This window comes from Pseudomonas sp. 3B-A001-10F (assembly GCF_056313565.1).
The window spans coordinates 18,594-45,285 of the sequence record NZ_JBQYFW010000006.1; the positions used below are offsets into that span (position 1 = coordinate 18,594).

23 protein-coding genes, 5 tRNA genes and 1 pseudogene are annotated in these 26,692 nt (G+C 59.4%); 19 read left to right on the plus strand and 10 right to left on the minus strand.

The window, feature by feature from the left end:
* Position 1 precedes the first annotated feature (1 nt).
* Positions 2-3,220, plus strand: a complete 3,219-nt coding sequence (locus AC0ZWN_RS08050) for a transporter substrate-binding domain-containing protein (protein ID WP_476334655.1) — start codon at positions 2-4, stop codon at positions 3,218-3,220.
* A gap of 11 nt (positions 3,221-3,231) precedes the next feature.
* On the opposite strand, the gene dkgB is transcribed toward AC0ZWN_RS08050, so the two are convergent.
* Both dkgB and AC0ZWN_RS08060 read right to left on the minus strand, forming a co-directional pair.
* Entirely contained in the window at positions 3,232-4,035 is an 804-nt protein-coding gene (gene dkgB / locus AC0ZWN_RS08055) for a 2,5-didehydrogluconate reductase DkgB (RefSeq protein ID WP_476334656.1), read from the minus strand.
* Positions 4,036-4,263: 228 nt separating this feature from the next.
* Complete coding sequence (locus tag AC0ZWN_RS08060) at positions 4,264-5,172, minus strand: LysR substrate-binding domain-containing protein (RefSeq protein WP_116255277.1); 909 nt, start codon at positions 5,170-5,172, stop codon at positions 4,264-4,266.
* A 105-nt stretch (positions 5,173-5,277) separates the two neighbouring features.
* Between AC0ZWN_RS08060 and AC0ZWN_RS08065 the strand changes: the two genes are divergently transcribed.
* The 3 genes and pseudogenes from AC0ZWN_RS08065 to AC0ZWN_RS08075 all read left to right on the plus strand — a co-directional run bounded on the left by AC0ZWN_RS08065 (position 5,278) and on the right by AC0ZWN_RS08075 (position 8,283).
* A complete protein-coding gene (locus AC0ZWN_RS08065) occupies positions 5,278-6,144 on the plus strand; it encodes a pirin family protein (RefSeq protein ID WP_476334657.1) in 867 nt (288 codons plus the stop codon).
* Positions 6,145-6,238: 94 nt separating this feature from the next.
* Positions 6,239-6,619 (plus strand): annotated as a pseudogene (locus AC0ZWN_RS08070) (isochorismatase family protein); the annotation flags it as partial.
* A gap of 221 nt (positions 6,620-6,840) precedes the next feature.
* Complete coding sequence (locus AC0ZWN_RS08075; protein WP_093432023.1) at positions 6,841-8,283, plus strand: mechanosensitive ion channel family protein; 1,443 nt, start codon at positions 6,841-6,843, stop codon at positions 8,281-8,283.
* Between the two features lie 4 nt (positions 8,284-8,287).
* On the opposite strand, the gene AC0ZWN_RS08080 is transcribed toward AC0ZWN_RS08075, so the two are convergent.
* Complete coding sequence (locus AC0ZWN_RS08080; protein WP_476334659.1) at positions 8,288-8,863, minus strand: GNAT family N-acetyltransferase; 576 nt, start codon at positions 8,861-8,863, stop codon at positions 8,288-8,290.
* 129 nt (positions 8,864-8,992) lie between these two features.
* Here AC0ZWN_RS08080 and xth point away from each other — a divergent pair, with 129 nt between their 5' ends.
* Together xth and AC0ZWN_RS08090 are read left to right on the plus strand one after the other, a co-directional pair.
* Entirely contained in the window at positions 8,993-9,787 is a 795-nt protein-coding gene (gene xth, locus AC0ZWN_RS08085; RefSeq protein WP_476334660.1) for an exodeoxyribonuclease III, read from the plus strand.
* A 101-nt stretch (positions 9,788-9,888) separates the two neighbouring features.
* Positions 9,889-10,722, plus strand: a complete 834-nt coding sequence (locus AC0ZWN_RS08090; protein WP_476334661.1) for an arylamine N-acetyltransferase family protein — start codon at positions 9,889-9,891, stop codon at positions 10,720-10,722.
* Here AC0ZWN_RS08090 and AC0ZWN_RS08095 read toward each other — a convergent pair.
* Positions 10,719-11,045 carry a BrnA antitoxin family protein gene (locus tag AC0ZWN_RS08095; RefSeq protein ID WP_093432035.1) on the minus strand — a complete coding sequence of 109 codons (327 nt, stop codon included), beginning with the start codon at positions 11,043-11,045 and terminating at the stop codon, positions 10,719-10,721. The genes AC0ZWN_RS08090 and AC0ZWN_RS08095 overlap by 4 nt on opposite strands.
* Positions 11,046-11,048: 3 nt before the next feature.
* Entirely contained in the window at positions 11,049-11,333 is a 285-nt protein-coding gene (locus AC0ZWN_RS08100) for a BrnT family toxin (protein ID WP_460090334.1), read from the minus strand.
* Positions 11,334-11,587: 254 nt separating this feature from the next.
* Between AC0ZWN_RS08100 and AC0ZWN_RS08105 the strand changes: the two genes are divergently transcribed.
* The gene (locus tag AC0ZWN_RS08105; RefSeq protein ID WP_034152785.1) at positions 11,588-13,111 is read left to right on the plus strand and encodes a nucleobase:cation symporter-2 family protein; all 1,524 of its coding nucleotides are present in this window, start codon (positions 11,588-11,590) and stop codon (positions 13,109-13,111) included.
* A 131-nt stretch (positions 13,112-13,242) separates the two neighbouring features.
* Here the strand turns inward: AC0ZWN_RS08105 and AC0ZWN_RS08110 are convergent.
* A tRNA-Asn gene (locus tag AC0ZWN_RS08110) sits at positions 13,243-13,318 on the minus strand.
* Between the two features lie 220 nt (positions 13,319-13,538).
* On the opposite strand from AC0ZWN_RS08110, the gene AC0ZWN_RS08115 reads away from it, so the two are divergent.
* On the plus strand, positions 13,539-13,769 hold the full coding sequence (locus tag AC0ZWN_RS08115; protein ID WP_093432041.1) for a hypothetical protein: 231 nt from the start codon (positions 13,539-13,541) through the stop codon (positions 13,767-13,769).
* On the opposite strand, the gene AC0ZWN_RS08120 is transcribed toward AC0ZWN_RS08115, so the two are convergent.
* Both AC0ZWN_RS08120 and AC0ZWN_RS08125 read right to left on the minus strand, forming a co-directional pair.
* Positions 13,766-13,966, minus strand: coding sequence for a hypothetical protein (locus tag AC0ZWN_RS08120; protein ID WP_095047664.1), 201 nt, complete (start codon positions 13,964-13,966; stop codon positions 13,766-13,768). The genes AC0ZWN_RS08115 and AC0ZWN_RS08120 overlap by 4 nt on opposite strands.
* A gap of 224 nt (positions 13,967-14,190) precedes the next feature.
* The gene (locus AC0ZWN_RS08125) at positions 14,191-15,387 is read right to left on the minus strand and encodes an amino acid aminotransferase (RefSeq protein ID WP_476334662.1); all 1,197 of its coding nucleotides are present in this window, start codon (positions 15,385-15,387) and stop codon (positions 14,191-14,193) included.
* A gap of 337 nt (positions 15,388-15,724) precedes the next feature.
* Here AC0ZWN_RS08125 and uvrB point away from each other — a divergent pair, with 337 nt between their 5' ends.
* Positions 15,725-17,740 carry an excinuclease ABC subunit UvrB gene (gene uvrB, locus AC0ZWN_RS08130; protein ID WP_007913411.1) on the plus strand — a complete coding sequence of 672 codons (2,016 nt, stop codon included), beginning with the start codon at positions 15,725-15,727 and terminating at the stop codon, positions 17,738-17,740.
* Between the two features lie 116 nt (positions 17,741-17,856).
* Here uvrB and AC0ZWN_RS08135 read toward each other — a convergent pair whose 3' ends face one another.
* Both AC0ZWN_RS08135 and AC0ZWN_RS08140 read right to left on the minus strand, forming a co-directional pair.
* Entirely contained in the window at positions 17,857-19,407 is a 1,551-nt protein-coding gene (locus AC0ZWN_RS08135; protein ID WP_476334663.1) for an MDR family MFS transporter, read from the minus strand.
* Positions 19,397-20,446, minus strand: coding sequence for an HlyD family secretion protein (locus tag AC0ZWN_RS08140; RefSeq protein WP_476334664.1), 1,050 nt, complete (start codon positions 20,444-20,446; stop codon positions 19,397-19,399). The genes AC0ZWN_RS08135 and AC0ZWN_RS08140 overlap by 11 nt, the downstream gene beginning before the upstream one ends.
* A gap of 228 nt (positions 20,447-20,674) precedes the next feature.
* Here AC0ZWN_RS08140 and gltX point away from each other — a divergent pair, with 228 nt between their 5' ends.
* The 10 genes from gltX (at position 20,675) to AC0ZWN_RS08190 (ending at position 26,639) form a co-directional block, all read left to right on the plus strand.
* The gene (gene gltX, locus AC0ZWN_RS08145; RefSeq protein WP_187676921.1) at positions 20,675-22,156 is read left to right on the plus strand and encodes a glutamate--tRNA ligase; all 1,482 of its coding nucleotides are present in this window, start codon (positions 20,675-20,677) and stop codon (positions 22,154-22,156) included.
* 201 nt (positions 22,157-22,357) lie between these two features.
* A tRNA-Ala gene (locus tag AC0ZWN_RS08150) sits at positions 22,358-22,433 on the plus strand.
* 79 nt (positions 22,434-22,512) lie between these two features.
* A tRNA-Glu gene (locus AC0ZWN_RS08155) sits at positions 22,513-22,588 on the plus strand.
* 53 nt (positions 22,589-22,641) lie between these two features.
* A tRNA-Ala gene (locus tag AC0ZWN_RS08160) sits at positions 22,642-22,717 on the plus strand.
* 78 nt (positions 22,718-22,795) lie between these two features.
* A tRNA-Glu gene (locus AC0ZWN_RS08165) sits at positions 22,796-22,871 on the plus strand.
* Positions 22,872-23,053: 182 nt separating this feature from the next.
* Positions 23,054-23,593, plus strand: a complete 540-nt coding sequence (locus tag AC0ZWN_RS08170; RefSeq protein ID WP_007913421.1) for a TetR/AcrR family transcriptional regulator — start codon at positions 23,054-23,056, stop codon at positions 23,591-23,593.
* Positions 23,594-23,623: 30 nt separating this feature from the next.
* Positions 23,624-24,457, plus strand: coding sequence for an alpha/beta fold hydrolase (locus AC0ZWN_RS08175; protein WP_095124827.1), 834 nt, complete (start codon positions 23,624-23,626; stop codon positions 24,455-24,457).
* A 46-nt stretch (positions 24,458-24,503) separates the two neighbouring features.
* Complete coding sequence (locus tag AC0ZWN_RS08180) at positions 24,504-24,953, plus strand: acyl-CoA thioesterase (protein ID WP_476334665.1); 450 nt, start codon at positions 24,504-24,506, stop codon at positions 24,951-24,953.
* Between the two features lie 158 nt (positions 24,954-25,111).
* A complete protein-coding gene (locus AC0ZWN_RS08185) occupies positions 25,112-26,071 on the plus strand; it encodes a tRNA dihydrouridine synthase (RefSeq protein ID WP_476334666.1) in 960 nt (319 codons plus the stop codon).
* 121 nt (positions 26,072-26,192) lie between these two features.
* A complete protein-coding gene (locus AC0ZWN_RS08190; RefSeq protein WP_093432063.1) occupies positions 26,193-26,639 on the plus strand; it encodes an Hsp20 family protein in 447 nt (148 codons plus the stop codon).
* The last annotated feature ends 53 nt before the right edge of the window (positions 26,640-26,692 follow it).

The window sequence follows — 26,692 nt, forward strand, 5'->3', positions numbered from 1 at the left end:
CATGAGGCAGGGGCGCCGGATTGTCTGGCTGTGGCTGACGCTGATGGCCACCTGTTGGGCAGGCGACACGCCGCAGGTGCTGCAAGTGCTGACCCGTACCGGACTGGAAAATGTCCAGCTGCGCCTGGATGAACAGGACCGGCAATGGCTGCGTCAGCATCCGGTGTTGCGCATGGGCATTTCCGGGCCGGATTACCCGCCGTTCGAGATCACCCGTAATCAACAGGAACTCGAAGGGCTGACCGCCGATTACGCCGACCTGCTGGGGCAGTTGCTCGGCGTGCGCATCGAAGTCCGCCGTTTCGCCAACCGCGATGCCGTGATGGCGGCACTCAAACGCGGCGATCTCGATCTGCTGGGAACCTCCAACAGTTTTGAAGCCGCCGACCCGGCCTTCATCCTGTCCCGTGCCTACGCCGAAGATCAGCCGATGCTGGTGACTCGACTCGATGAACAATTGCCCACCGATCTGGCCGGCAAGCGCCTGGCCATGGTCGAGGACTATCTGCCTCTGGCCAGCGTGCAGGCGTTTTATCCCCGGGCAAGTGTGCAGCGTTACCCGTCGGCGATGGATGCGCTCGGTGCGGTGGCCTTCGGCGCGGACGATGTTTATCTGGGCGACTTCATCAGTGCCAACTACCTGATCAACACCAATTATCGTAACGACCTGCAATTGGCCGGTCCGGCCGGGCTGGACGCCAATTCGTTCGGCTTCGCGCTGTTGCGCAGCGATGGGCGCCTCAAACGCATCGTCGACAAGGCATTGACGGCCATCCCCATGGAGCGGCGCCAGCGCATCGAGCTACGCTGGAGCGTCGGCCTCGCCGATATGGCTGAACAGTCGCGGGTGCAGCTCAGTGCGAATGAGCAGGAATGGCTGGACCAGCATCCAGTTGTCCGGGTTGGAGCCATCGAAGATTTCGCGCCGCTGACATTTTTTGATGCCGATGGCCGTTTCAGCGGACTGTCGGCGCAACTGCTGAGTCTGATCAGCCAGCGCAGCGGGTTGAACTTCGAGATCGTGCGCGGGACGTCGCTGGATCGACAGATCGAACAGCTCAAGGCCGGTGAACTGGATGTATTGCCGGTGGTGACACCGAGCAGCGAGCGCGAAGCCGAACTGCAATTTACCCGCGCCTACCTGAATAATCCGTTTGTGCTGGTCAGCGCAATCACCGCGCAGGGACCGCTCAACCTCGATGATCTGGCCGATAAACGGCTGGCGATTTATCGCGGCCATCCGTTACGTGCTTACCTGTTGAGCCGCGTGCCGCGCATCCGTCTGGTCGAAGTCAAAAGCCCCGCTGAAGGCGTGGCGTTGATTGCCAAGGGGCAGGTCGATGCCACGGTGAGTTCATTGCTGGTGGCGCGCTTTCTGATCGCACGTCACTACCGTGAGCGTCTGCGCATTACCGGCACCATCGGCGATCAACCGGCGCGCATTGCGTTGGCGACGGCACCGCAGATGCCGGCATTGCATTCGATCCTGAACAAGGCGCTGTTGAGCATCGCCCCGCCACAGATGGACGAACTGGTGGAGCGCTGGAGCCACGATGTGGTGGTGGAAGACAGTTATTGGTTACGCCATCGCCGCGAGATTCTCCTCGGTTTTGCTGGTGCGGCGGTGTTGCTGGCGCTTGCGCTGGCCTGGATCGTTTTTCAGCGCCAACAGATTCGCCGGCGCCAGCAATGGCTGCAGCAATTGCAGGAAGCCAAGGACGCGGCAGACGATGCCAATCGCGCCAAGACCACGTTTCTGGCGACCATGAGCCATGAAATTCGCACGCCAATGAACGCCTTGATCGGCATGCTCGAACTGGCCTTGAAGCGCGCCGAGGAGGGCGTGACCGATCGCTTGGCGATTCAGGTGGCATCCAACGCCGGGCAACAGTTGCTGGCGTTGATCGGCGACATCCTCGACATCGCGCGGATCGAGACCGGGCATTTGTCCCTCGTGCCTGAGCGTGCCAACCTGCGTGAGCAGGTGGTGTCGGTGTGTCGGGTGTTTGAAGGGCTGGCGCGGCAGAAGCGTTTGTTGTGGCACATCGAACTTGATGCCCGCAGCAACATTGACGTGCTGATTGATCCGACGCGCTTCAAACAAGTGCTGTCGAATCTGTTGAGCAACGCGATCAAGTTCACCGAGGAGGGCGAGGTCAGTCTACGGCTGACGGTGACCACCGTGACGGCGGAACGCCTGACCGTGAAAGTGCTTATTGAAGACAGCGGGGTGGGGATCAACGCCGACGACCGACGACGGCTGTTCAACCCTTTCGTGCAGGCGAGCCATGACTCGCAATCAGCCCGCAGTGGTTCCGGGCTGGGTCTGGTCATCAGTCGCAACCTCTGTGAAATGATGGGCGGTACGCTGCGGCTTGACAGTGCACTGGGTGAAGGCACACGCGTCGAAGTCAGTCTTGAACTGCCGTTGTTGGCTGCTCTGGCTCGCGCGCCAAGTGCTCCGCAAGCAGCGCTTGGGGTAACGTCGTCACTGAGTGTTCTGGTGGTGGACGATCATCCGGTGAACCGATTGCTGTTGTGCTGGCAGTTGAGTGAACTCGGCCATCGCACCGTCGACACCGAGAACGGTGATGAAGGCCTGAAGCAGTGGCGGGCGCAGGCGTTCGATGTGGTGATCACCGATTGCAACATGCCGCGGCGCAACGGTTACCAACTGGCGCGGGCCATCCGCGATGCCGAGTCGCATGCCGGCCGCAAGCCTTGTCTGATCCTCGGCTTTACCGCCAATGCGCAAGCCGAGGAAAGGACGCGCTGCCTGAATGCCGGCATGGACGAATGCCTGTTCAAACCGATCCGCTTGCACGACCTGGCGCAGGCGTTGATGGCTGCCAGTCATTGCGAGAAGACGTTGGACCCCGGCGAGGTGCCCGCGCTGACGGAAATCGACTTGAGCACGCTGGAGCAAATGGCCGGGGATGATCGTGCCTTGATCGAACAGTTGCGCAAGGAAGTGTTGAACAGCGTGCGCCTCGATCTGCAACGTCTGGAGATTTTGCAGCAGGAGCAGGATCGCGCAGGGCTGCGCGAGCTGGCGCATCACATCAAGGGTGGGGCGCAGATGGTCGGCGCGGCGCGGGTGGTGGCGGCATGTGTAGCGCTCGAGCAGGCGTGTCGCGAGACGCACGCGGCGCCGCTGGACGTGGCGAGCGAGACGTTACGCGAGGCCATGGCCGGACTCGCGCAACGCTTGCAAATCTGACGGGCGCCGGCTCAGTCCCAGTGCGGCGCGATGCCTTTCGGGCTGGTCAGGCGATGGCCGCGATCAAGCGTGGCAATCAGCGCCATATCGGCTTCGCTCAGTGTCAGCGCCGTAGCGGCAAGGTTGCTTTGCAGGTTGGCGCGTTTGGTCGACGACGGAATCACCGCGTAGCCAGACTGCATGGCCCAGGCCAGGGTGACTTGCGCCGGGGTGGCTTGCAGGCGCTGGGCGATCTGCCGGATCAGCGGATCTTGCAGCACTTCGCCGTAGGCGAGGGTCATGTACGAGGTGATGTGGATGCCTTGGCTCTGGGCGAACTCGACCACTTTGCGGTTTTGCAGGTACGGGTGCAGTTCAATCTGATTAGTAGCGATGTTGTCGGCACCGACCGCCGCGATCGCCTGTTGCATCAGCTCGATGGTGAAGTTGGAAACACCGATCTGTCGGGTCAGGCCTAGACGCTTGGCTTCGAGCAGGGCGCCCATGAACTCTTCGACCGGTACCTGGTTTTCCGGCGACGGCCAGTGAATCAGCGTCAGGTCGAGGTAGTCGGTCTGCAGTTTTTGCAGGCTTTCCTTGAGGCTGTCGATCAAGCGATCCTGGGCGAAGTTGGCGACCCAGATCTTGCTGGTGATGAACAGCTCTTCGCGCGGTATGCCGCTGGCTGCGATGGCCTCGCCGACGTCGGCTTCGTTTTCGTAGATTTGCGCGGTGTCGATGGCCCGGTAGCCGAGTTCGAGAGCGGTGCTCACCGAATCAATGACGACCTGGCCTTGCAGGCGAAATGTACCCAGACCGAAAGCGGGAACAGACATGAAAAACTCCAGGGTTGCAGTGGGAATGGTCAGGAGTATCCGCATCCGGATGGTTGAGAAAAACCGTTTGTGGGACAAAGCACTGTTGATCAGAAGTCATGAATCATTTTCAGGATTTATGTTGTCCGGGCTGGCCTCTTCGCGAGCAGGCTCGCTCCCACAGGAGATCTGTGGTGTTCACAAAATCCTTGTGGGAGCGAGCCTGCTCGCGAAGGGCGCACCACCGATTCAGGCAATGTCACTGTGGGCAAATTCCTCGCCGAGAAAATCAATCAACGTGCGCACCGACGGCAATAACCCGCGCCGCGAAGGAAAAATCGCATGCACCAACCCGCACTTCGGTGCCCAACCGGGAATCAACTCCACCACACGACCGGCCGCAATGTCCTCACGCACCACCACACTCGGCAAATGCGCCACGCCGACGCCGGCAATCACCGCCTGACGCAAGGCAATCAAATCATCAGTGACCATGCGTGGCGTATGGCGAATCAGTGCCGTGTTGTCATTCGGCCCGAGCAGCTCCCATTGATATTCGCGCTGCGCCGCGCCCCAGTGCAGGCTCGGCAAGCCGTTGAGGTCGGCAGGTGAGGGCGGTGACGACAGACGTTCGACAAACTGCGGGCTGCCGACCACCGATTGCGTGCTGTTGCCCAGCACCTTCATGACCATGTCGGTGTTCTCCAGCGGCGGAAAACGCACGCGCAAGGCAATGTCGAAGCCTTCGTGCAGCAGATCGACGCGGCGGTTGGTGCTCTCGATAAACAATTCCACCAGCGGGTATTTGAGCATGTAACGGGTGAGCATCGGCCCGACCCACGAGTTGAGCAGCGCTGTCGGGCAACTCAGGCGCACCAGCCCCTGCGGTTCGGAGCGGTTGCGTTCGATCAGCTCGGCGGCGCTTTCGGCTTCGACGCGCATGGCCAGGCAGCGCTGATAATAGGCCTGACCGATTTCCGTCAACGAGCAATGGCGGCTGGTGCGATGCAGCAGGCGTACGCCGAGGCGTTCTTCCAGTTCGGAAATCCGCCGGCTGAGTTTTGATTTGGGCATGTCCAGTGCGCGCCCGGCGGCGGCGAAACCATGATGTTCGACCACTTGGGTGAAGTAGTAGAGGGTGTTGAGGTCTTCCACCATCGTTCTCCAGATAGAACGCTAAGGCTGATTTTTGCAGTCTAGTGCATTAATTCCCATGGATTTAAGCTTAATCCATCGCGTCACTCACCCAAATTGGAGACAACCATGAAAAACATCATCGGTATCTACACCAGCCCGCGCGGCCATTGGGTCGGCGATGGTTTCCCGGTTCGCACGCTGTTTTCCTACGACAACCTGGGCAAACACATCAGCCCGTTCCTGCTGCTCGATCACGCCGGCCCGGCCGATTTCACCCCGACTACCGAACGGCGTGGCGTTGGTCAGCATCCGCACCGTGGTTTCGAAACCGTGACTATCGTTTATGAGGGCGAAGTGCAGCATCGCGACTCGACCGGTAGTGGCGGCGTGATCGGCCCGGGCGATGTGCAATGGATGACCGCCGCTTCCGGGATCCTCCACGAGGAATTCCATTCGGAAAACTTCGCCAAAACCGGCGGCAAACTGGAAATGGTCCAGTTGTGGGTCAACCTGCCGGCCAAGGACAAAATGGCCGCGCCGGGCTACCAGACCATTCTCGACAGCGACATCCCGAGCATTGCGCTCAAGGACAACACCGGTCGCCTGCGGCTGATCGCCGGTGAGTTTGATGGCCACACCGGCCCGTCGCGGACTTTCACACCGATTGATGTGTGGGATCTGCGCCTGAACGCCGGCAAGTTGCTGACGCTGGATCTGCACGAAGGCCGCAACACCGCGCTGGTGGTGCTCAAAGGTTCGGTGCAGGTCAACGGTGTGGAATCGGTGCGTGAAGGGCAGTTGGCGCTGTTCGAACGTGACGGCCATCAGCTGACACTCGAAGCCAGCCAGGACGCGGTGGTGTTGCTGCTCAGTGGTGAGCCGATCGACGAACCGATCGTCGGCCACGGCCCGTTCGTGATGAACACCGAGCAGGAAATCCACCAGGCCTTCGCCGACTTCCAGTCCGGCCGCTTCGGCCAGATGCACGCTTAACGCACCACCACTGCGCTCTACACAGGACGCGTAGGCCGGTTCGCAGGCCAGGGATGGCGGTTGCCTATAGAAAAGAGGAAACGCACATGAACACGCCCGTCCGGGCCAGATCAACGCCAGGGACAACGAAGATTTCGTCAAGGCGATCAAGGCCACTGGCAAGAAGCAATTGATCATTGCCGGTGTGGTGACTGAGGTTTGCGTGGCGTTCCCGGCGCTGTCGGCGCTGGAAGAGGGCTTCGATGTGTTCGTGGTGACGGACGCCTCTGGCACCTTCAATGAACTGACCCGTGAATCGGCGTGGAACCGTATGTCCAGCGCTGGCGCGCAATTGATGACCTGGTTCGGTCTGGCCTGCGAGCTGCACCGCGACTGGCGCAACGACATCGAAGGGCTGGGCACGCTGTTCTCCAATCACATCCCGGATTACCGCAACCTGATGACCAGCTACAGCACCCTGACTAACGGTAAGTAACCCAGGCCGCACGCAGTCCCCCCGTGGGAGCGAGCCTGCTCGCGAAGGCGTCATGTCAGTCGATGGACCGTTGACTGATCGACCGCATTCGCGAGCAGGCTCGCTCCCACATTTGGTTTTGTGGTGTTTTTGCGGGCGGGTTCATTCTCTGAAATCAATTGCTCCTACACTTGCTCAATCTGTGCGATCTTCTCGCGATTGGCCCCCGTCGGAGTTGTTTGATGCTGTCTCTGCTCACCGAACATCCGTTGTTCTGCGCGTTGATCCTGATCCTCCTCGATCTGGGTTTATGGCGTCTGATCAGTTCCCATGGCAGCGAGTGGAAACTGCTGGTGCGGGTGCTGATTTTCAGCCTGTTCAGCGTGCTGCTGTTCAACGAAGGCCTCAATCCGATGGAGCCGGCGCCGTGGGCCGACAACGTGCCGCTGCACCTGGCGGCGACTGGCCTGCAGATTGGCTGGTGGCTGTTCGGTGCGCGCACCCTGACGGTTTTGATCGGCGCGGTGATGATGCAGCGGGTCGGCCACACCGGGCGGTTGTTGCAGGACTTGCTCGGCGCGGTGATTTTCCTCATCGCGATCATTGCGGCGCTGGCCTATGTGCTGGATCTGCCGGTCAAAGGCGTACTGGCGACCTCCGGGGCGTTGGCGATCATCGTCGGTCTGGCCTTGCAGAGCACGCTCAGCGATGTGTTTTCCGGAATCGTCCTCAACACCACCAAGCCTTATCAACTCGATGACTGGATTTCCATCGACGGCACTGAAGGCCGCGTCACCGATATCGACTGGCGCGCCACGCGCTTGCAAACCAGTCAGGGCAGCATGGCGGTGATCCCCAACTCGCTGGCGGCCAAGGCCAAGATCATCAATTTCAGTCGGCCGAGCAATATGTTCGGCGTCGCGGTCAGCGTGCAAGTCAGCCCGCATGCGCGGCCCAGTTCGGTGATCGATGCACTGGAGCGGGCGATGCAGGGCTGTCGCCAGTTGCTCGACACACCTGCGCCGAGCGTCGCACTGAAAAGCTCCGGCAGCAGTGGCGCGGAATACGAGATCAGCGGTTTCGTCGCCTCAATGGGCGAGAAGCGCGTGGTGCGCAATCAGTTGTTCGATCTGGCCTATCGGCACTTGCAGGCCTCCGGGGTCAATCTGCTGTCGAGCGATGAAAGTGCTGCGCCGACCAACCTGTCGCGGCCCCGGGCGTTGCTCGACAGCTCGCCGATTTTCTCCACCCTGCGCCAGGAAGAGAAGGACACCTTCAGCCAGAACATGAGCCTGCAAACCTTCCGTGCCGGCGAAGTCATTCTGGCGGGTGGGGAGGTCAGCGATCATTTGTTCATTATCGAGTCCGGTGTGGTGTCGGTGACGTTGAAGCGCCACGGCACACCGTTCGAGTCCGGGCGCATGGGGCCGGGCGAGGTGATTGGCGAGGCAGGGATCTTGTCCGATTCCGCATTGCCGGCGGACTTTTCGGCGAAGACCTTTTGCGCGTTGTATCGCATCGAGAAGTCGTACCTCAAACCGTGCCTCGATGCGCGTCATGATATCCACGACGCGATGCAGACGCTGCTCGATTTCCGCCTGCACAAGGCGCAATCCCTGACCGAGGAAGCGCCGGCGGTTGTACCCAAAAGAGGCTTTTTGCAGTGGCTGCGCAATCGCGCCTGAAGGGTCATGTAGCGAGTTTCTGCTCCAGATGCAAGCGCACCTGCGGCCACTCGGCGTCTATGATGCTGAAGCGCACCGAGTTGCGCTTGCGCCCGTCCGGCATGATCCGCTCATGCCGGACAATACCTTCCTGCTGCGCACCAAGGCGCAAGATCGCATTACGTGATTTCTGGTTGTTCTCGTCAGTGGTGAACTGCACGCGCACGCAGTCGAGCACTTCGAAGGCGTGACGCAGCATCAGGTATTTGGCTTCGGTGTTGACGAAGGATTTCTGCCAGCTCGCGGAGATCCAACTGCTGCCGATTTCCAGTTTGCGATTGAGCGGGTCGATCTTCCAGAAGCGCGTCGAGCCGATGACTTGGCCGCTATCTTTCAACACGATCACGAACGGCATCACCGTGCCGGCGTCACGGCCATCGAGGGCTTTTTTCAGATAACTGTCGACAGTGCTGGGCGAAGGCACCACGGTGACGGTGAGGTTCCACAACTCGCCGTCAGCGGCAGCGTGGAGCAGGGCGTCGGCATCTGAATACTGGAGCGGGCGCAAGAGGATGCGCTGACCTTGCAGCGTGGTTTGCATGGGATTCCGGTCTCGGCAGTGCGGGCAAAAGGCGAGTGCCCATTACGCCGCACGAGAATGATCCGATGCAACCGGCGCGATGATCACAGGGTCACAATTTTTACAGCCCTTGGGCAGGAGCCTCAGTCGATGAAAAACCTGCGAATCGCCACTTACAACGTCAACGGTTTACGCGCGCGTTTGCCGAACCTGCTGGACTGGCTCAAGCGCGAGCAGCCGGATATCGCCTGCCTGCAAGAACTCAAATCCGTCGACACGGCGTTTCCCGCAGCAGAACTGGAAGCCGCCGGTTACGGCGCGATCTGGCAGGGCCAGGCCTCCTGGAACGGTGTAGCAATTCTCGCCCGCGATGCGCAGCCGCTGGAGAGCCGGCGCGGTCTTCCGGGTGATCCCGATGACAAGCACAGTCGTTATCTGGAAGCGGCGGTGCATGGCGTGTTGGTCGGTTGCCTGTACCTGCCCAACGGCAACCCGCAACCGGGGCCGAAATTCGCTTACAAACTAGCGTGGTTCGAACGGCTGATCAGCTACGCAAAAGACCTGCAAAGCAGCGATCACCCGGTGGTGCTGGCCGGCGACTACAACGTCGTGCCCACCGACATGGACATCTACAACACCCGCTCGTGGCTCAAGGATGCGCTACTGCAACCCGAGAGCCGCGAGTGTTATCAGCGCTTGCTCGATCAGGGCTGGACCGATTCGCTGCGGCATCTGTATCCCGAGGATCGGCTCTATACGTTTTGGGATTACTTTCGGCAGCATTGGCAAACCAACTCTGGTCTGCGCATCGATCATCTATTGCTCAACCCGGCGCTGAGTCCGTATTTGCATGACGCCGGTGTAGATGCCTGGGTGCGCAACGAACCGCACGCCAGTGACCATGCGCCGACGTGGATTCGCATCGGTTCCCGCAAGAAACGCTAGCGGGCGATTGGCGAAATCAATTGTCGAAAACAGTGCCTGATCCCGTATACATGGCGACCATCAACGCAGTGACCTGCGGCCCCATGCATAAGGATCGAGCAATGAGTGAGCCACGCCTGACGAATCTGAAGCTGTACCTGCAACGTCTGGGTTTTGAAACACCACCGGAACCGACACTGGCGACCCTGCGCCTGCTGCAACTGCGCCATACCGGCGTGTTCCCTTTCGAGAATCTGGCGACGATTACCGGCGCGCCGGTGTTGATCGATCTGCCATCCATTGAAGAGAAAGTCCTGCTCGGTGGACGCGGTGGTTACTGCTACGAGCTCAATAACCTGTTCTTTGCCCTGTTGCTGGAACTGGGCTTCGACGCTCGGGCCATCAGCGGGCGCGTGGTAATGAATCAGCCCGAAGGCAGCTGGACAGCGCGCACAAACCGTTTGAGTCTGGTGACTATCGACGACGTGCGCTACATCACAGATGTCGGCTTCGGCGGCATGGTGCCGACCGCGCCGCTGCTGCTCGATACCGAGACCGAGCAAGCGACCCCTCACGAACCTTATCGCATTGAAAAACAGGCCGACGGCTACATGCTACGTGCCAATGTGGCGGGTGAATGGCGGCCGATGTACCTGTTCGATCTGCAACGCCAGGAAGACATCGATTACACCATTGGCAACTGGTATGTCTCGACTCACCCTGAGTCACCGTTCACCCAGCGTCTGATGGTCGCGCGCACGGGTAATGGCTGGCGCAAGACCCTGAACAACGGCAGTTTCGCTGTTCATCGCATGGGCGCCAGCAGTGAGCGACGCGAGGTGACGCAGGTCGATGAGCTGATTGAATTGCTGGCGCGCGAGTTTGCTCTGCACCTGCCGGATCTGCCCCACATACGGCAGGCTCTGGCGCGGATGATCGTACCGGTTTCCGTTTAGGGCTTGGCGTCGGGCTCGAGCACTCGGCGAATTTCTCCGACCGCTGCCGACAGTTTTTTCTCGAGACTCTTGAGGTCTGCGGCGGTGATGCCTTTCTTGAATTGCCCGCTCGATTCGGCTTGTTCCGGTTTGGCAACGGCATCGAGCAGGGCATGACGCAGGGTGTTATTGATCACCGTCTGATAACCGAACCCTTCGTTTTCCGCGACCGTTCGCGCCGCTTCGATGACGGCGTCATCCAGCATGATGGTGATGCGGGTTTTGCCCTTGTTTGAAGCCAACGCACCGCGTTTGCCCTGAGAAAAGTCATATTCGTCTTGCATCGATCAAGCCTCCAGAAAATAAGCGCTACGTTCGCTGGGTGTGGCGACACGCGCAGAAATGATTCGAACGACATTTGCATCCCGGTAACTGTAAGCAACGACCAACAAGCGCCCTTTGCTGTTGGCGCCAATAGTGATCCAGCGCTGTTCGTCATGGTCGTTGTCCTCGATCGTCAGTGCTCGTTCGTCGTGAAAGACCGGTTCGGTCTCGGCGAGGCTGACGCCCTTGTGCTTGAGTTTGTTGGCTGCGTTCTTGCTTTTGTCGTACTGAATTTCAATTGACTTCATTATGCATACTTTATATGTATAAAAAAGAGCGCGACCGCACCGTCGGTCGCCGTGAACACTTCAGCGTAGTGGCGGCAGGCGAGGGCACTGGAGAGGAAGTGTTGCCGGATTTGTGGGGGATGAGAGCAGCGGGCTAGAAGCTTGGGTGGCTACCTATCCATTATGTGACTGATAAGTTGTATACAACTCTATGGACATTTGTCACGAGTATTGAATACAGTGTGCGCATAACAAAAACCAGGGAACCCCCCACCATGAAAACGCCCCATGTTTCACACCAACGGCCCGAGGACGAAAATCTCGGGGTCGGCGCGAATATGGCTTACGGCCTGCAACATGTTCTGACCATGTACGGCGGTATCGTTGCGGTGCCACTGATCATCGGCCAGGCGGCCGGCCTGTCGCCGGCGGACATTGGTTTGCTGATTGCTGCTTCATTGTTTGCGGGGGGGCTGGCGACGCTGCTGCAAACCCTGGGTCTACCGTTTTTTGGTTGTCAGTTGCCGCTGGTGCAGGGCGTGTCGTTCTCCGGTGTGGCGACCATGGTCGCGATCGTCAGCAGTGGCGGGGAGGGCGGCTTCCAGTCCGTGCTTGGCGCAGTGATTGCGGCTTCCTTGATAGGCTTGTTGATCACACCGGTGTTCTCGCGCATCACCAAGTTCTTCCCGCCGCTGGTCACCGGCATCGTGATCACCACCATCGGCTTGACGCTGATGCCGGTGGCCGCGCGCTGGGCCATGGGCGGCAACAGCCATGCGCCGGACTTCGGCAGCATGCAGAACATCGGTCTGGCGGCAGTCACGCTGGTGCTGGTGTTGCTGCTGAGCAAGGTCGGCAGCTCGACCATCTCGCGTCTGTCGATCCTGTTGGCCATGGTGATCGGCACGGTGCTGGCGGTGTTCCTTGGCATGGCGGATTTCTCCAGCGTCACCACGGGGCCGATGTTTGGCTTCCCGACGCCGTTCCATTTCGGCATGCCGACCTTCCACTTCGCCGCAATTCTGTCGATGTGCATCGTGGTCATGGTGACCCTGGTGGAAACTTCGGCGGACATTCTTGCGGTCGGTGAAATCATCGGCACCAAGGTCGATTCCAAACGCCTGGGCAATGGCCTGCGGGCAGACATGCTGTCGAGCATGTTTGCGCCGATTTTCGGTTCGTTCACCCAGAGCGCCTTCGCCCAGAACGTTGGGCTGGTGGCGGTTACCGGGATCAAGAGCCGTTACGTGGTCGCTACTGGCGGTATCTTCCTGGTAATTCTTGGTCTGCTGCCGTTCATGGGTCGGGTTATCGCAGCAGTGCCGACGTCGGTACTCGGCGGCGCCGGTATCGTGCTGTTCGGCACGGTGGCGGCGAGCGGTATCCGTACGCTGTCCAAGGTTGATTATCGCAACAACGTCAACCTGATCATCGTCGCCACTTCGATCGGTTTCGGCATGATCCCGATTGCCGCACCGAACTTCTACGACCACTTCCCAAGCTGGTTCGCGACCATTTTCCATTCGGGCATCAGCTCGTCGGCGATCATGGCGATCCTGCTCAACCTGGCGTTCAACCACTTCACCGCCGGTAACTCGGATCAGCAGTCGGTGTTTGCTGCGGCGGAAGAGCGGACCCTGCGCTATCGCGACCTGGCGGCGCTGCGTGAAGGCGATTACTTCAGCGACGGCAAGCTGCATGACTGCGATGGCAAGGAAGTGCCGGTCATTGAGCCTGATGATCACGATCATGGGCAGGGTGCACCGAAGGTGCAGGTGAAAAGCAGTGAGCATGTCTGACCGCTGTAACTGAATAAAAAAGGGCCGATCTGTTAAGCGCAGATCGGCCCTTTTTCATTTCAAGATCTTTTGACCTTTTCGAGCGCCCACAAAAAAGCCCCTGAATCTTTCGATTCAGGGGCTTTGCTATCTGGCTCCACAACCTGGACTCGAACCAGGGACCCAATGATTAACAGTCATTTGCTCTACCAACTGAGCTATTGCGGAATTGGTGCGTATGTTACTGATTCAAAAAGAGAAGTCAAGCGCCGGTTGTAAAATTAGCTGAATCCTCGGGACGAACGGTGACTTGTCAGCGATTGGCGGTTACCAGAACTGCAGCAGAGGTCTACCATGGGCGCCCGGAAGTGGTCACACGCGCTGCCGGCCATTCGCCGAAAAAGGTCTGCGTCATGAACCATTTATCCCGCAACAGCGAGGTGTTCGCATGAGCATCGCGCAAATCAGCCTGCCCAAGGGCGTTGGCCCTCACGCCGAAAAACTCTTCGATGCAATCACCCAGGCCAGTACCGCTGAGGAATTGAACCGCGCCGGTGGCAAGGCCGAAGGCTTCGTCCTGGGTCTTGAAAGCACCAAGGCGATCAAGAGTCAGATCGCCGAATCGCTGTACGTCGTTTATGACGACGCCGCGAGTCAGCGAGCGATCGAACTGGCTTAACTGCCGAAGGTGATGGTGCCCATCATCAGTTTGGCGTAAGCCGCGGTGGCGGCCAGTTGCACCAGCCACAGGACCAGGCCACCCAGGAACACCCCGGCGGCGACTTGCAGCACCAGGCTTTTCTCGCGTTTGGCCGAGGCACGAGGGATGAAATCATCCAGATCGTCACGGTCGGCGCGCAGGTTGTCGTTTTTCATATCTGATCTCACAAAATTCTGGAATGTACTCATCACCTGTGGGAGCGAGCTTGCTCGCGAAGGCGTCATGTCAGTCGACAACGATGTTGAATGACAGATCGCTTTCGCGAGCAAGCTCGCTCCCACATTTGGACATGTGTGCAGTTTAGAGGGGATAGGGATTGTTTCGTGACAATAAAAAACGGGAAGCCCCAAGGCTTCCCGTTTTTCATCACAGTGCGAAATCAGATGACCTGAACAATCGCATCCGTTACCGCCTTGATGTTGTTCTGGTTCAGCGCAGCCACGCAGATGCGGCCGGTGTCCAGGGCGTAGATGCCGAACTCGTTACGCAGGCGATGCACTTGTTCAGTGGTCAGGCCCGAGTAGGAGAACATGCCGCGCTGACGACCGACGAAGCTGAAGTCGCGGCCCGGGGCTTTCTCTGCCAGCAGGGCAACCATCTGCTCGCGCATGCCGCGAATGCGCAGACGCATTTCCGCCAGCTCGGCTTCCCATTGTGCACGCAGTTCCGGGCTGTTCAATACAGCTGCAACGATGCTTGCACCGTGGGTCGGCGGGTTGGAGTAGTTGGTGCGGATCACGCGCTTGACCTGCGACAGCACGCGCGCGCTTTCTTCTTTCGATTCGCTGATGATCGATAGCGCACCAACGCGCTCGCCGTACAGCGAGAACGACTTGGAGAACGAGCTCGAAACGAAGAAGGTCAGGCCGGATTCAGCGAACAGGCGCACAGCTGCGGCGTCTTCGTCGATGCCGTCGCCAAAACCTTGATAGGCCATGTCGAGGAACGGCACGTGACCTTTGGTTTTAACCACTTCCAGCACGTTGTTCCAGTCCGCCGGGGTCAGGTCGACGCCAGTCGGGTTGTGGCAGCAGGCGTGCAGGACAACGATCGAGCCGTTCGGCAGGGCGTTGAGGTCGTCGAGCATGCCAGCACGATTCACATCGTGGCTGGCTGCGTCGTAGTAACGGTAGTTCTGCACCGGGAAACCGGCGGTTTCGAACAGGGCACGGTGGTTTTCCCAGCTTGGGTCACTGATCGCCACGACGGCGTTCGGCAGCAGTTGCTTGAGGAAGTCGGCACCGATCTTCAGTGCGCCGGTCCCGCCGACGGCCTGAGTGGTGATCACGCGACCGGCGCCGATCAGCGGCGAGTCGTTGCCGAACAGCAGCTTTTGCACGGCCTGGTCGTAGGCGGCGATACCATCGATCGGCAGGTAGCCGCGCGAAGCGTGTTGAGCGGCGCGAACGGTTTCGGCTTCGATCACGGCGCGCAGAAGTGGAATTCGCCCCTCTTCGTTGCAGTAAACACCCACGCCCAGGTTGACCTTGGTGGTCCGGGTATCGGCGTTGAATGCTTCGTTGAGGCCCAGGATTGGATCGCGGGGTGCCATTTCGACAGCGGAGAACAGGCTCATTATTGCGGCGGCTCTGAATGGAGAATGGAGGGACGTGTCGCGCTCCAGCCGGATGCACTAGAGCGGTGCACAAACGGGGAGCTAGTATAGAGGCCATTACTGAACAATGGCGACAGGCGATTCGGCTTTTAGGGTAAGTTTTTCCGATTATTTCTTGACCGTTAGTCGACTGCTCGTGTCAGAGTCTTTACCGGATGTAGGACGTTTGCCTTGAAAGGTGAGGCAATCGCCACCACATTGAGCACAATCCAGGTTTTTTCTCGCGCGACACCGGTCGTTTGCGGTCGTCCCCGTGGTGTTCCGCTTTGCTCGGAATGCCGCGATCCCAGAGGTGTATATGTCCGAATTCCAGCTCGTCACCCGCTTCGAGCCTGCTGGCGATCAGCCAGAAGCCATCCGCCAATTGGTGGAGGGCATCGAGGCCGGGCTGGCGCACCAGACGCTGCTCGGTGTGACCGGCTCGGGCAAGACCTTCAGCATCGCCAATGTCATCTCGCAGATTCAGCGTCCGACCCTGGTGCTGGCGCCGAACAAGACCCTTGCTGCGCAGCTGTACGGTGAGTTCAAGGCTTTCTTCCCGAACAACGCCGTCGAGTATTTCGTTTCCTACTACGACTACTACCAGCCCGAAGCCTATGTGCCGTCGTCCGACACCTTCATCGAGAAGGATGCGTCGATCAACGACCACATCGAGCAGATGCGCCTGTCCGCAACCAAAGCGTTGCTGGAGCGTAAAGACGCGATCATCGTCACCACGGTGTCGTGCATCTACGGTCTGGGTAGCCCGGAAACCTATTTGAAGATGGTGCTGCACGTCGATCGCGGCGACAAACTCGATCAGCGCGCACTGCTGCGGCGCTTGGCCGACCTGCAATACACCCGCAACGATATGGACTTTGCCCGCGCGACTTTCCGTGTACGCGGCGATGTGATCGACATCTACCCGGCGGAATCCGATCTGGAAGCGATCCGCATCGAGCTGTTTGATGACGAGGTCGAAAGCATTTCCGCGTTCGACCCGCTGACCGGCGAAGTCATCCGCAAGATGCCGCGCTTCACCTTCTACCCGAAGAGCCACTATGTAACGCCACGGGAAACCCTGCTCGACGCCATCGAACACATCAAGGTCGAATTGCAGGAACGCCTCGAATACCTGCGCAGCAACAACAAACTGGTCGAAGCCCAGCGTCTTGAACAGCGCACCCGTTTCGACCTGGAGATGATCCTAGAGTTGGGTTATTGCAACGGCATCGAAAACTACTCGCGCTACCTGTCCGGTCGCCCGGCCGGTGCCGCGCCGCCAACGCTCTACGATTACCTGCCGGCCGATGCCTTGCTGGTGATCGACGAATCCCACGTCAGCGTGCCGCAGGTCGGCGCGATGTATAAGGGCGACCGTTCGCGTAAGGAAACCCTCGTCGAGTACGGCTTCCGTCTGCCCTCGGCACTGGACAACCGGCCAATGCGGTTTGACGAGTGGGAAGGGGTCAGCCCGCAGACCATTTTCGTCTCGGCGACGCCGGGCAACTACGAGGCCGAACACGCCGGAAGGGTGGTCGAGCAAGTGGTGCGGCCGACCGGTCTGGTCGACCCGCAGGTTGAAGTGCGTCCGGCGCTGACTCAGGTCGACGATCTGCTCTCGGAAATCAGCAAGCGTGTGGCGGTCGAGGAGCGGGTGCTGGTCACCACGCTGACCAAACGCATGGCCGAAGACCTTACCGATTACCTCGCCGATCACGGCGTGCGCGTGCGTTATCTGCACTCGGATATCGACACCGTTGAGCGCGTGGAAATCATCCGTGATCTGCGCCTCGGTACCTTTGATGTGCTGGTCGGGATCAACTTGCTGCGTGAAGGTCTGGACATGCCGGAAGTGTCGCTGGTGGCGATTCTTGATGCCGACAAGGAAGGCTTCCTGCGTTCCGAGCGCTCGCTGATTCAGACCATTGGTCGCGCCGCACGTAACCTCAATGGCCGGGCGATTCTGTATGCCGATCGCATGACCGGCTCGATGGAGCGGGCGATTGGCGAAACCGAGCGGCGTCGCGACAAGCAGATAGCGTTCAACCTGGAAAACGGCATCACTCCGCGCGGGGTGATCAAGGACGTCGCCGACATCATGGAAGGCGCCACCGTGCCGGGCTCGCGCAGCAAGAAGCGCAAAGGCATGGCCAAGGCTGCCGAAGAGAACGCCAAGTACGAAGCCGAACTGCGTTCGCCGAGCGAGATCACCAAGCGCATTCGTGCGCTGGAAGAGAAGATGTATCAGCTGGCGCGGGATCTGGAATTTGAAGCGGCGGCGCAGATGCGGGATGAGATTGCCAAACTGCGCGAACGGCTTTTGGCTGTGTAAGGAGGATCGTTCCCACGCTCTGCGTGGGAATGCAGCCCCGGACGCTCCGCGTCCGCTGTGACGCAGAGCGTCACCGGAGTCATTCCCACGCGGAGCATGGGAACGATCAGTTGCAGTTAGTGGGACTCCCCAGCCTTCAGCCCCTCTGGCAATTTCTTGGTCAACAAAATCGCCAACATGCTGATCCCCAGCGCAATCCCGACAAAATGAAACGCATCGTTGTACGCCATGATCGCCGCCTGCTGATGGACGATCTCGCTCAGCTTGCCCAACGCCGCCGTGTCACTGCCAAACCGATCAGTCATCGACGCCAAACGCTCGGCCACCTGCGGATTGGTCGGCACCACCGCCTCGCGCAAATAATCGAAGTAGGTCTTGGTGCGCGCATCCAACAGTGTCGCGAGCAGGGCAATACCAATCGCGCCGCCCAGATTTCGCAGGATATTGAACAGACTCGACGCCGACCCCGCGTCCTGCGGCAGGATGTACGCCGTGGCGATCAGCGAAATGGTCACCATGATCAGCGGCTGCCCCAGTGCACGAATGATCTGGATCTGATTGAACTGCGGTCCGGCGAAATCCGGGTTGAGCACCCCCGAAGAAAAACTCGCTAGCCCGAACAATCCAAAACCGATCGTGCACAGCCATTTCGGCGAAACAAACTTCATCAGCTTCGGCACCAGCGGAATCAGGAACAGCTGTGGCACGCCCATCCACATGATCACTTCGCCGATCTGCAGGGCGTTGTAGTTCTGGATCTGCGCCAGATACAGCGGCAACAGATAGATCGAACCGTACAACCCGACACCCATGCCCAGACTGGAAATACTCGACAGACCGAAATTGCGATTACACAGGATGCCGAGGTTGATCAGCGGATTCGGTTTGGAGATCTGCACGATCACAAAGGTGATCAGACTCACCAGCGCAATGCTGCCCAGGGTCACGATCAGACTCGACTCCAGCCAATCCTTGCGATGGCCTTCTTCAAGGAATACCTGCAAACAACCGAGGCCAATCCCCAGCGTGAGAATGCCGGTGTAGTCGGTGCTTTTCAGCAGTTCCCAGTGCGCTTCTTTCTTCTCCAGCCCGTACATCAGGCCGGCAATCATGATCAGGCCCGGCGGGATGTTGATGTAGAAGATGTATTCCCAACCCCAGTTTTCCGTGAGCCAGCCGCCCAGCGTCGGGCCGATGGACGGCGCGAAGGTCGCGGTCATGGCGAACATCGCCATGCCTTTGGCGCGGTGGTGTTCGGGGAGTTTGATCAGGGTCAGGGTGAACGCCAGCGGGATCAGCGCGCCGCCGGTGAAACCCTGCATGGCGCGGAAGACGATCATGCTCTCCAGGCTCCAGGCCATCGAGCACAGCAGCGATGACAGCAGAAAGCCCAGCGACACCCACACCGCCAGACGTCGCGCCGACAGCAGCTGCACCAGCCACGCGGTCAGCGGGATCATGATGATTTCCGCGACCAGATAAGAGGTGGAAATCCACGAGCCTTCTTCCAGCGTCGCCGACAACGCACCCTGAATATCTTTCAGCGACGAGTTGGTGATCTGGATGTCGAGCACCGCCATAAAGGCGCCGAGCATCACGCTCATCACCGCAATCCAATCGCGCCGGGTCGGTTCGCCGACCGGGCGGATCAGCGAATCACCGGCCATTGTCCGGGGCGTCTTTGATGTTCACTTTTGCAGTGACGGACATGCCCGGGCGGATCTTGCCGTGCAACGGGTTGTCGGCCTTGAAGGTCAGTTTTACCGGAATCCGCTGTACGACTTTGGTGAAGTTACCGGTGGCGTTGTCCGGCGGCAGCAGGCTGAATTGCGCGCCGGAGGCGGCGAACAGGCTGTCGACCCGCGCTTCGATTGGCGTGTCGTTGTAGGCATCGAAGGTCAGCTCGGCTTTTTGCCCGGGCTGCATGCGGCCGATCTGGGTTTCCTTGAAGTTGGCCTGCACCCAGATGTCTTCGTCCGGGACGATCGACAGCAGATAAGCGCCGGCCTGCACCACTTGACCATTGCGCGCGGCGCGCTGGCCGACCAGACCGCTGATCGGCGCGTGGATTTCGCTGCGGGTCAGGTTGAGTTCGGCTTGCGCGAGATCGGCGCGGGCGTTGGCAATCTGTGCGTCGAGGCGTTTGATTTCTGCGTTCAGGGCGTTGACCTGCTGACGCTGGCCTTGCGCATCGGCCTGCGCCTTGGCCACCTGCGAACGGGCGATATGAGCGTCAGCGGAGAGGGTGGTCACGCGTTCTTCGGAAACGTAACCGGGTTTGCGCAGGGTTTCAGCACGCGACAAATCCATTTGCGACCGGCCCAACGTTGCTTGGGTGGTTGCCACTTGTGCGTCGCTGGAAGCAATCAGACTGGCTTGCTGAGTCAATTTGCTTTGCGCTTGCAGGCGCTCGGCTTCGCGGGTGGCGAGGGCGGCATTGGCGCGATCGATGGCCAGACGGAAATCATTCGGTTCGAGGCGCACCAGCAACTGGCCTTTTTCCACGTGTTGATTGTCCTGCACCAGCACTTCATCGATGCGCGCGCTCAACTGGCTCGAGACACGGGTGATTTCGCCCTGGACATAAGCGTTGTCGGTGCTTTCATAAAAACGCCCCTTGAAAAACCAATGGGCGAAAAAGCCCCCGGCAATCAGCAGGACGAGCAGCAGGAAAATCAACAGGCGACGCTTGAGTTGGGCAGGCATGGGCAAACTGTAGTCGATGAATTGTAAGGAAAGTTATCAGCAGGCGAATCTGGCATACAGCCGACAAACGGTAAATGCCATCCGCTGATATTTGCCTATTCACCACGGCTTACGGGCGTTCCAGACGCAAACTTGGCTTAAATGCCCTGCCCGCTGGAGCGGGGCGGGTGTCGCCTGTTACCATTCGCCGCTTGATTGTTTTGCTTTTCATTCTTTTCGAGACATGCCATGACCACCGTCCGCACTCGCATCGCGCCATCGCCTACCGGGGACCCCCACGTAGGTACCGCTTACATCGCATTGTTCAACTACTGCTTTGCCAAGCAGCATGGCGGTGAGTTCATCCTGCGCATCGAAGACACCGACCAGTTGCGTTCGACCCGCGAGTCCGAACAGCAGATCTTCGACGCCCTGCGCTGGCTGGGGATCGACTGGAGCGAAGGCCCGGACGTTGGCGGCCCGCACGGTCCATACCGTCAGAGTGAGCGCGGCGAGATTTATCAGAAGTACTGCCAGCAACTGGTCGACATGGGCCACGCGTTCCCGTGCTTCTGCACCGCTGAAGAGCTGGATCAGATGCGCGCCGAGCAAATGGCTCGCGGCGAAACACCACGTTATGACGGCCGCGCGCTGCTGCTGTCGAAAGAAGAAGTCGCCGCCCGTCTGGCCGCTGGCGAGCCGCACGTTATCCGCATGAAAGTGCCGAGTGAAGGCGTTTGCGTGGTGCCGGACATGCTCCGTGGCGACGTCGAGATCCCGTGGGATCGCATGGACATGCAAGTGCTGATGAAGACCGACGGCCTGCCGACGTACTTCCTCGCCAATGTCGTCGACGACCACCTGATGGGCATCACCCACGTGCTGCGCGGTGAGGAGTGGCTGCCGTCGGCACCGAAACTGATCCTGCTTTACGAGTACTTCGGCTGGGAACAGCCAGAGCTGTGCTACATGCCGCTGCTGCGTAACCCGGACAAGAGCAAGCTGTCCAAGCGCAAGAACCCTACCTCGGTGACGTTCTACGAGCGCATGGGCTTCATGCCGGAAGCGATGCTCAACTATCTCGGCCGCATGGGCTGGTCGATGCCGGACGAGCGCGAGAAGTTCTCGCTGCAGGAAATGGTCGACAACTTCGACCTCAAGCGTGTCTCGCTGGGCGGGCCGATCTTCGACATCGAGAAGCTGTCGTGGCTCAACGGCCAGTGGCTGCGTGATCTGCCGGTGGAAGAGTTCGCTGCACGCGTGCAGAAGTGGGCGTTCAATTCCGAATACATGATGAAGATCGCGCCGCACGTTCAGGGTCGCGTTGAAACCTTCAGCCAGGTTGCCCCGTTGGGCGGCTTCTTCTTCGCCGGCGGCGTCAATCCGGATGCCAAGCTGTTCGAGTCGAAGAAACTCTCGGGCGATCAGGTTCGCCAATTGATGCAGTTGATCCTGTGGAAGCTGGAAAGCCTGCGTCAGTGGGAGAAGGACAACATCACCGCGACGATTCAGGCTGTGGTCGAATCGCTGGAGTTGAAACTGCGCGATGCGATGCCGCTGATGTTTGCTGCGATCACCGGTCAGGCGAGTTCGGTCTCGGTGCTCGATGCCATGGAAATCCTTGGCCCGGATCTGACCCGTTATCGTCTGCGGCAGGCGATTGACCTGCTGGGTGGCGTGTCGAAGAAAGAAAACAAAGAGTGGGAAAAGCTGCTCGGCGCTATTGCCTAAGCGCTTGCGGCTTTGTGCAGGAGCTGCCGAAGGCTGCGATCTTTTGATCGTGCCTTCGGCGCTTCTCCCGAATTTACGGGGGAGGGCGGTAAGTGATTGTTATGCCGACGAAAAATTTTGAAATTTTTCAAAAATAAGTTTGACAGGCTTTCGATACGCCCTTAAGATTCGCCCCGTCCTCAGCGATGACATCAACGATGAGGGGCTATAGCTCAGCTGGGAGAGCGCTTGCATGGCATGCAAGAGGTCGACGGTTCGATCCCGTCTAGCTCCACCAATTTACACTTCGAAGCCTGGCCACACCGGCTCCGAAGCGATCAACACTCAGCGTTGATCAGTTGTATAGAAGGGTTTGCGTCCCCTTCGTCTAGTGGCCTAGGACACCGCCCTTTCACGGCGGTAACAGGGGTTCGAGTCCCCTAGGGGACGCCAGTTTTACAGAAGTGATGTTGCAAGATGTCACTCCGCCGCGAGGCGAAAAATCCGGGGCTATAGCTCAGCTGGGAGAGCGCCTGCATGGCATGCAGGAGGTCAGCGGTTCGATCCCGCTTAGCTCCACCAATTTACAGTTCAAGGTCTGGCCACACCGGCCTTGAATCGATCAGTTCTCAGCGCTGATCAGTTGTATAGAAGGTTTGTGTCCCCTTCGTCTAGTGGCCTAGGACACCGCCCTTTCACGGCGGTAACAGGGGTTCGAGTCCCCTAGGGGACGCCACGATTACCCGCTCTGCGGGATTTTATAAGGGTCATTCAATTATTGAATGGCCCTTTTGTTTGTCTGGCGTTTGGCCAATTCTCCTTTTTCCTTACACTGTGCATCAGACCAGCGGTCATATCCTTGACTTGCAGAATATTATTATGCGAATAATATTCTAGTCGTAATATTCGGAGGCAACGATGAACGATAAAAAAGCTCAAACCCGCGAACGCATCCTCAAGGCTGCCAGCGCCGCACTGATTCAGCGTGGCCCGGCCGACCCTAGCGTGGGCGAAGTGATGGGCGCAGCCGGCCTGACCGTCGGCGGTTTCTATGCGCACTTCGAAAGCAAGGACGCGATGATGCTGGAAGCGTTCAAGCAGCTTCTCGGCCGCCGCCGCGACCTGATTGCCGACATGGATGCCGAGCTGACCGGTGAAGAGCGTCGTGCCTTGGTCGCCGCGTTTTACCTGTCGCGCAAGCATCGAGATTCCAGCGACGCGGCATGCCCGATTCCAGCGTCGATCGGCGAGCTGGGGCGCTTGCCGGAATCGTTCCGCATCGCGCTGAACGAGCACCTGGAATTGATGATTGCGCAGTTGGCGTCCAGCCCTGAGGACACCGACAAAGCCTTGGCTGACGTGGCTTTGATGGTGGGTGGTCTGGCACTCGCAAGAGCGCTCGGCCCGGGAGACTTATCCGATCGATTGCTGCGCGCTGCCAAGTCGGCGGTGCGTTGACCTGAAGGCAACTCGCCTGAGGAGAGAGCGATGAACACGTTGAAGTGGGTTCGTGGCGTTAATGGCACCTTGGGCTGGATTGCACCGAAACGCGTGGCGAGCAAAATGCGTCTGGCATTCATGACGCCACGTTCGCTGCCTCTTCGTGATTGGGAGTTGCCGCTGCTGGCCAGTTCCGAACGCATCACTTTGCGCTTTGGCCTCTCGGCGCTGCGCTGGGGCCAAGGCCCGACAGTGCTGCTGATGCACGGCTGGGAAGGGCGGCCAACCCAGTTCGCCGCGCTGATCACTGCGCTGGTCGATGCCGGGTATACCGTCGTCGCGTTGGATGGTCCGGCTCACGGTCGTTCGCCTGGGCGTGAAGCCAACGTTGTGTTGTTCGCTCGGGCAATGCTCGAAGCCGCTGCCGAATTGCCACCATTGCAAGCGGTCATCGGTCATTCCATGGGCGGCGCCAGCGCCATGCTCGCCGTGCAATTGGGCTTGCGCACCGAAACCCTTGTCAGCATTGCCGCGCCTGCGCGCATTCTTGGCGTACTGCGCGGTTTCGCCCGCTACGTCGGTATGCCGCCGCGAGCGCGCTCCGCCTTCATCCGTCAGGTCGAGCAAGATGTCGGTATGCGCGCCGCGACGCTCGACGTTGCCCACTATCAACTGGATATGCCCGGCCTGATCGTGCATGCCGAGGACGACAATTTCGTCTCGGTCAAGGAATCGCAACTGATCCACGAATCCTGGTTCGACAGTCGCCTGTTGCGCCTTGAAGGCGGCGGGCACCAGCGTGTGCTAGCCGACCCTCGGGTGATTGATGGCGTGTTATCACTGCTGGCCGGCCGCAGCCTTCAGGCGCGCCAATCGGCCTGAGCTCCGTTACACTGCTCCGGTTGAATACTTTGACCGGGAGTGGGGCATGGGTTGGGATCGGGCAACGCCGTTTACCATTGATCTGCAAGTAGGCGCCGAGGACATCGACGGGCTGGGCCACGCGAATAACGCCGTGTACGTGACCTGGCTCGAGCGCTGCGCCTGGCGCCACTCGCAGCGTCTGGGGCTGGATCTGGTCGAGTATCGGCGACTGGATCGGGCGATGGCCGTGGTCCGTCACGAGATCGATTATCTCGCCGCCGCCTATGAAGGCGACGAACTGCAATTGGCAACCTGGATTGTCGATTGGGATCAACGCTTGAAGATGACCCGGCATTTCCAGCTCAAGCGCCCGAGCGACAATGCCACGCTGTTGCGCGCGCAGACCACGTTTGTCTGTATTGAGCTGTCGACCGGTAAGCCGAAGCGCATGCCGGCTGAGTTCATCGAAGGTTATGGCCCGGCGATCCAGCTTCCCGAGTCGGCAAATATCTAAACTGTAGGAGTGAGCCCGCTCGCGATAGCGGTGTGTCAGCCAACATATGCCTCACTGACACACCGCTATCGCGAGCAGGCTCACTCCTACAAGGGATCTGCGTATTTGCGCGATATCCAGTAAACTGCCGCACGTTTTTCTTCAAGTAGTGTTTTCCCATGCAAATTGCTCTGGCGCCCATGGAGGGGTTGGTCGACGACATCCTCCGCGACGTGCTGACCCGCGTTGGCGGCATCGACTGGTGTGTGACCGAGTTCATTCGGGTCAACGACCAGCTGCTCACGCCGGCCTATTTCCACAAGTTCGGCCCGGAGTTGCTCAACGGTGCCCGCACCGCCTCCGGTGTGCCATTGCGCGTGCAATTGCTCGGTTCCGACCCGGTTTGCCTGGCGGAAAACGCTGCGTTGGCCTGCGAACTCGGCTCTGAAGTGATTGACCTCAACTTCGGCTGCCCGGCCAAGACCGTGAACAAATCCCGTGGTGGTGCGGTCCTGCTCAAAGAGCCGGAACTGCTCAACCAGATCGTCGAACACGTGCGCCGCGCTGTACCCGCGCACATTCCCGTCACCGCAAAAATGCGCCTGGGCTTCGACAGTCCCGACGGTTCGCTGGTCTGCGCCACTGCGTTGGCTGAAGGCGGCGCCGAGCACATTGTGGTGCATGCCCGAACCAAAATGGACGGTTACAAGCCGCCGGCGCATTGGGAGTGGATTCCGCGCGTGCAGGACGTGGTCAAAGTCCCGGTGTTCGCCAATGGCGATATCTGGAGCGTTGAAGACTGGCGTCGTTGCCGCGAAATCAGCGGCGTCGAAGACATCATGCTCGGTCGCGGTCTGGTGTCGCGCCCGGATCTGGCCAAACAGATCGCTGCCGCTCGCGCTGGCGAAGAAGTGGTCGAGATGACCTGGGCCGAGCTGATGCCGCTGATTCAGGACTTCTGGCTGCAAGCCAAAGCGCAGATGACCGCACGCCAATCGCCGGGCCGTTTGAAGCAATGGTTGGCCATGCTGACGCGCAATTATCCCGAGGCCACCGAGCTGTTTACGGTGCTGCGCCGTGAGACCGAGCCGGATCATGTCTCGCGTCTGCTCGGTCTGCCAGTGGCTGCAGCGGCCTGAAAAAAATCTGCAAATAATCTCTTGAAATCATTTCAGCGGTCCCTATCTAAGGGTTACGCGATGCCGAATTCGGGTCGCGGAGTCAAAAAACCTTGCTGATTGTTTTCAGGAGATTTGAACCATGAGTACTGCATTTTCCCTCGCCCCACTGTTCCGTTCCTCGGTAGGTTTCGACCGTTTTAACGACCTGTTCGAAACCGCCCTGCGCAACGAGCCAGGCAGCAGCTACCCACCTTACAACGTCGAAAAGCACGGTGATGACCAATACCGCATCGTCGTAGCGGCCGCCGGTTTCCAGGAAGAAGACCTGGAACTGCAAGTCGAAAAAGGTGTGCTGACCATCAGTGGCGGCAAGCGTGATGCCAACGAAGGCGTGACCTTCCTGCATCAGGGCATCGCCCAACGTGCTTTCAAGCTGTCCTTCCGCCTGGCCGATCACATCGAGATCAAGGCGGCGGATCTGAAAAACGGTCTGCTGAGCATCGACTTGTTGCGGGTGATCCCGGAAGAGGCGAAAGCCAAACGCATCCCGATCAACGGGGTGGAGAAGCCGGCGTTGCAGCACTGAGTCATGTGCCGCAACACAATCGTCTGAACGAATGATGAGCCGCTGAATGAAGG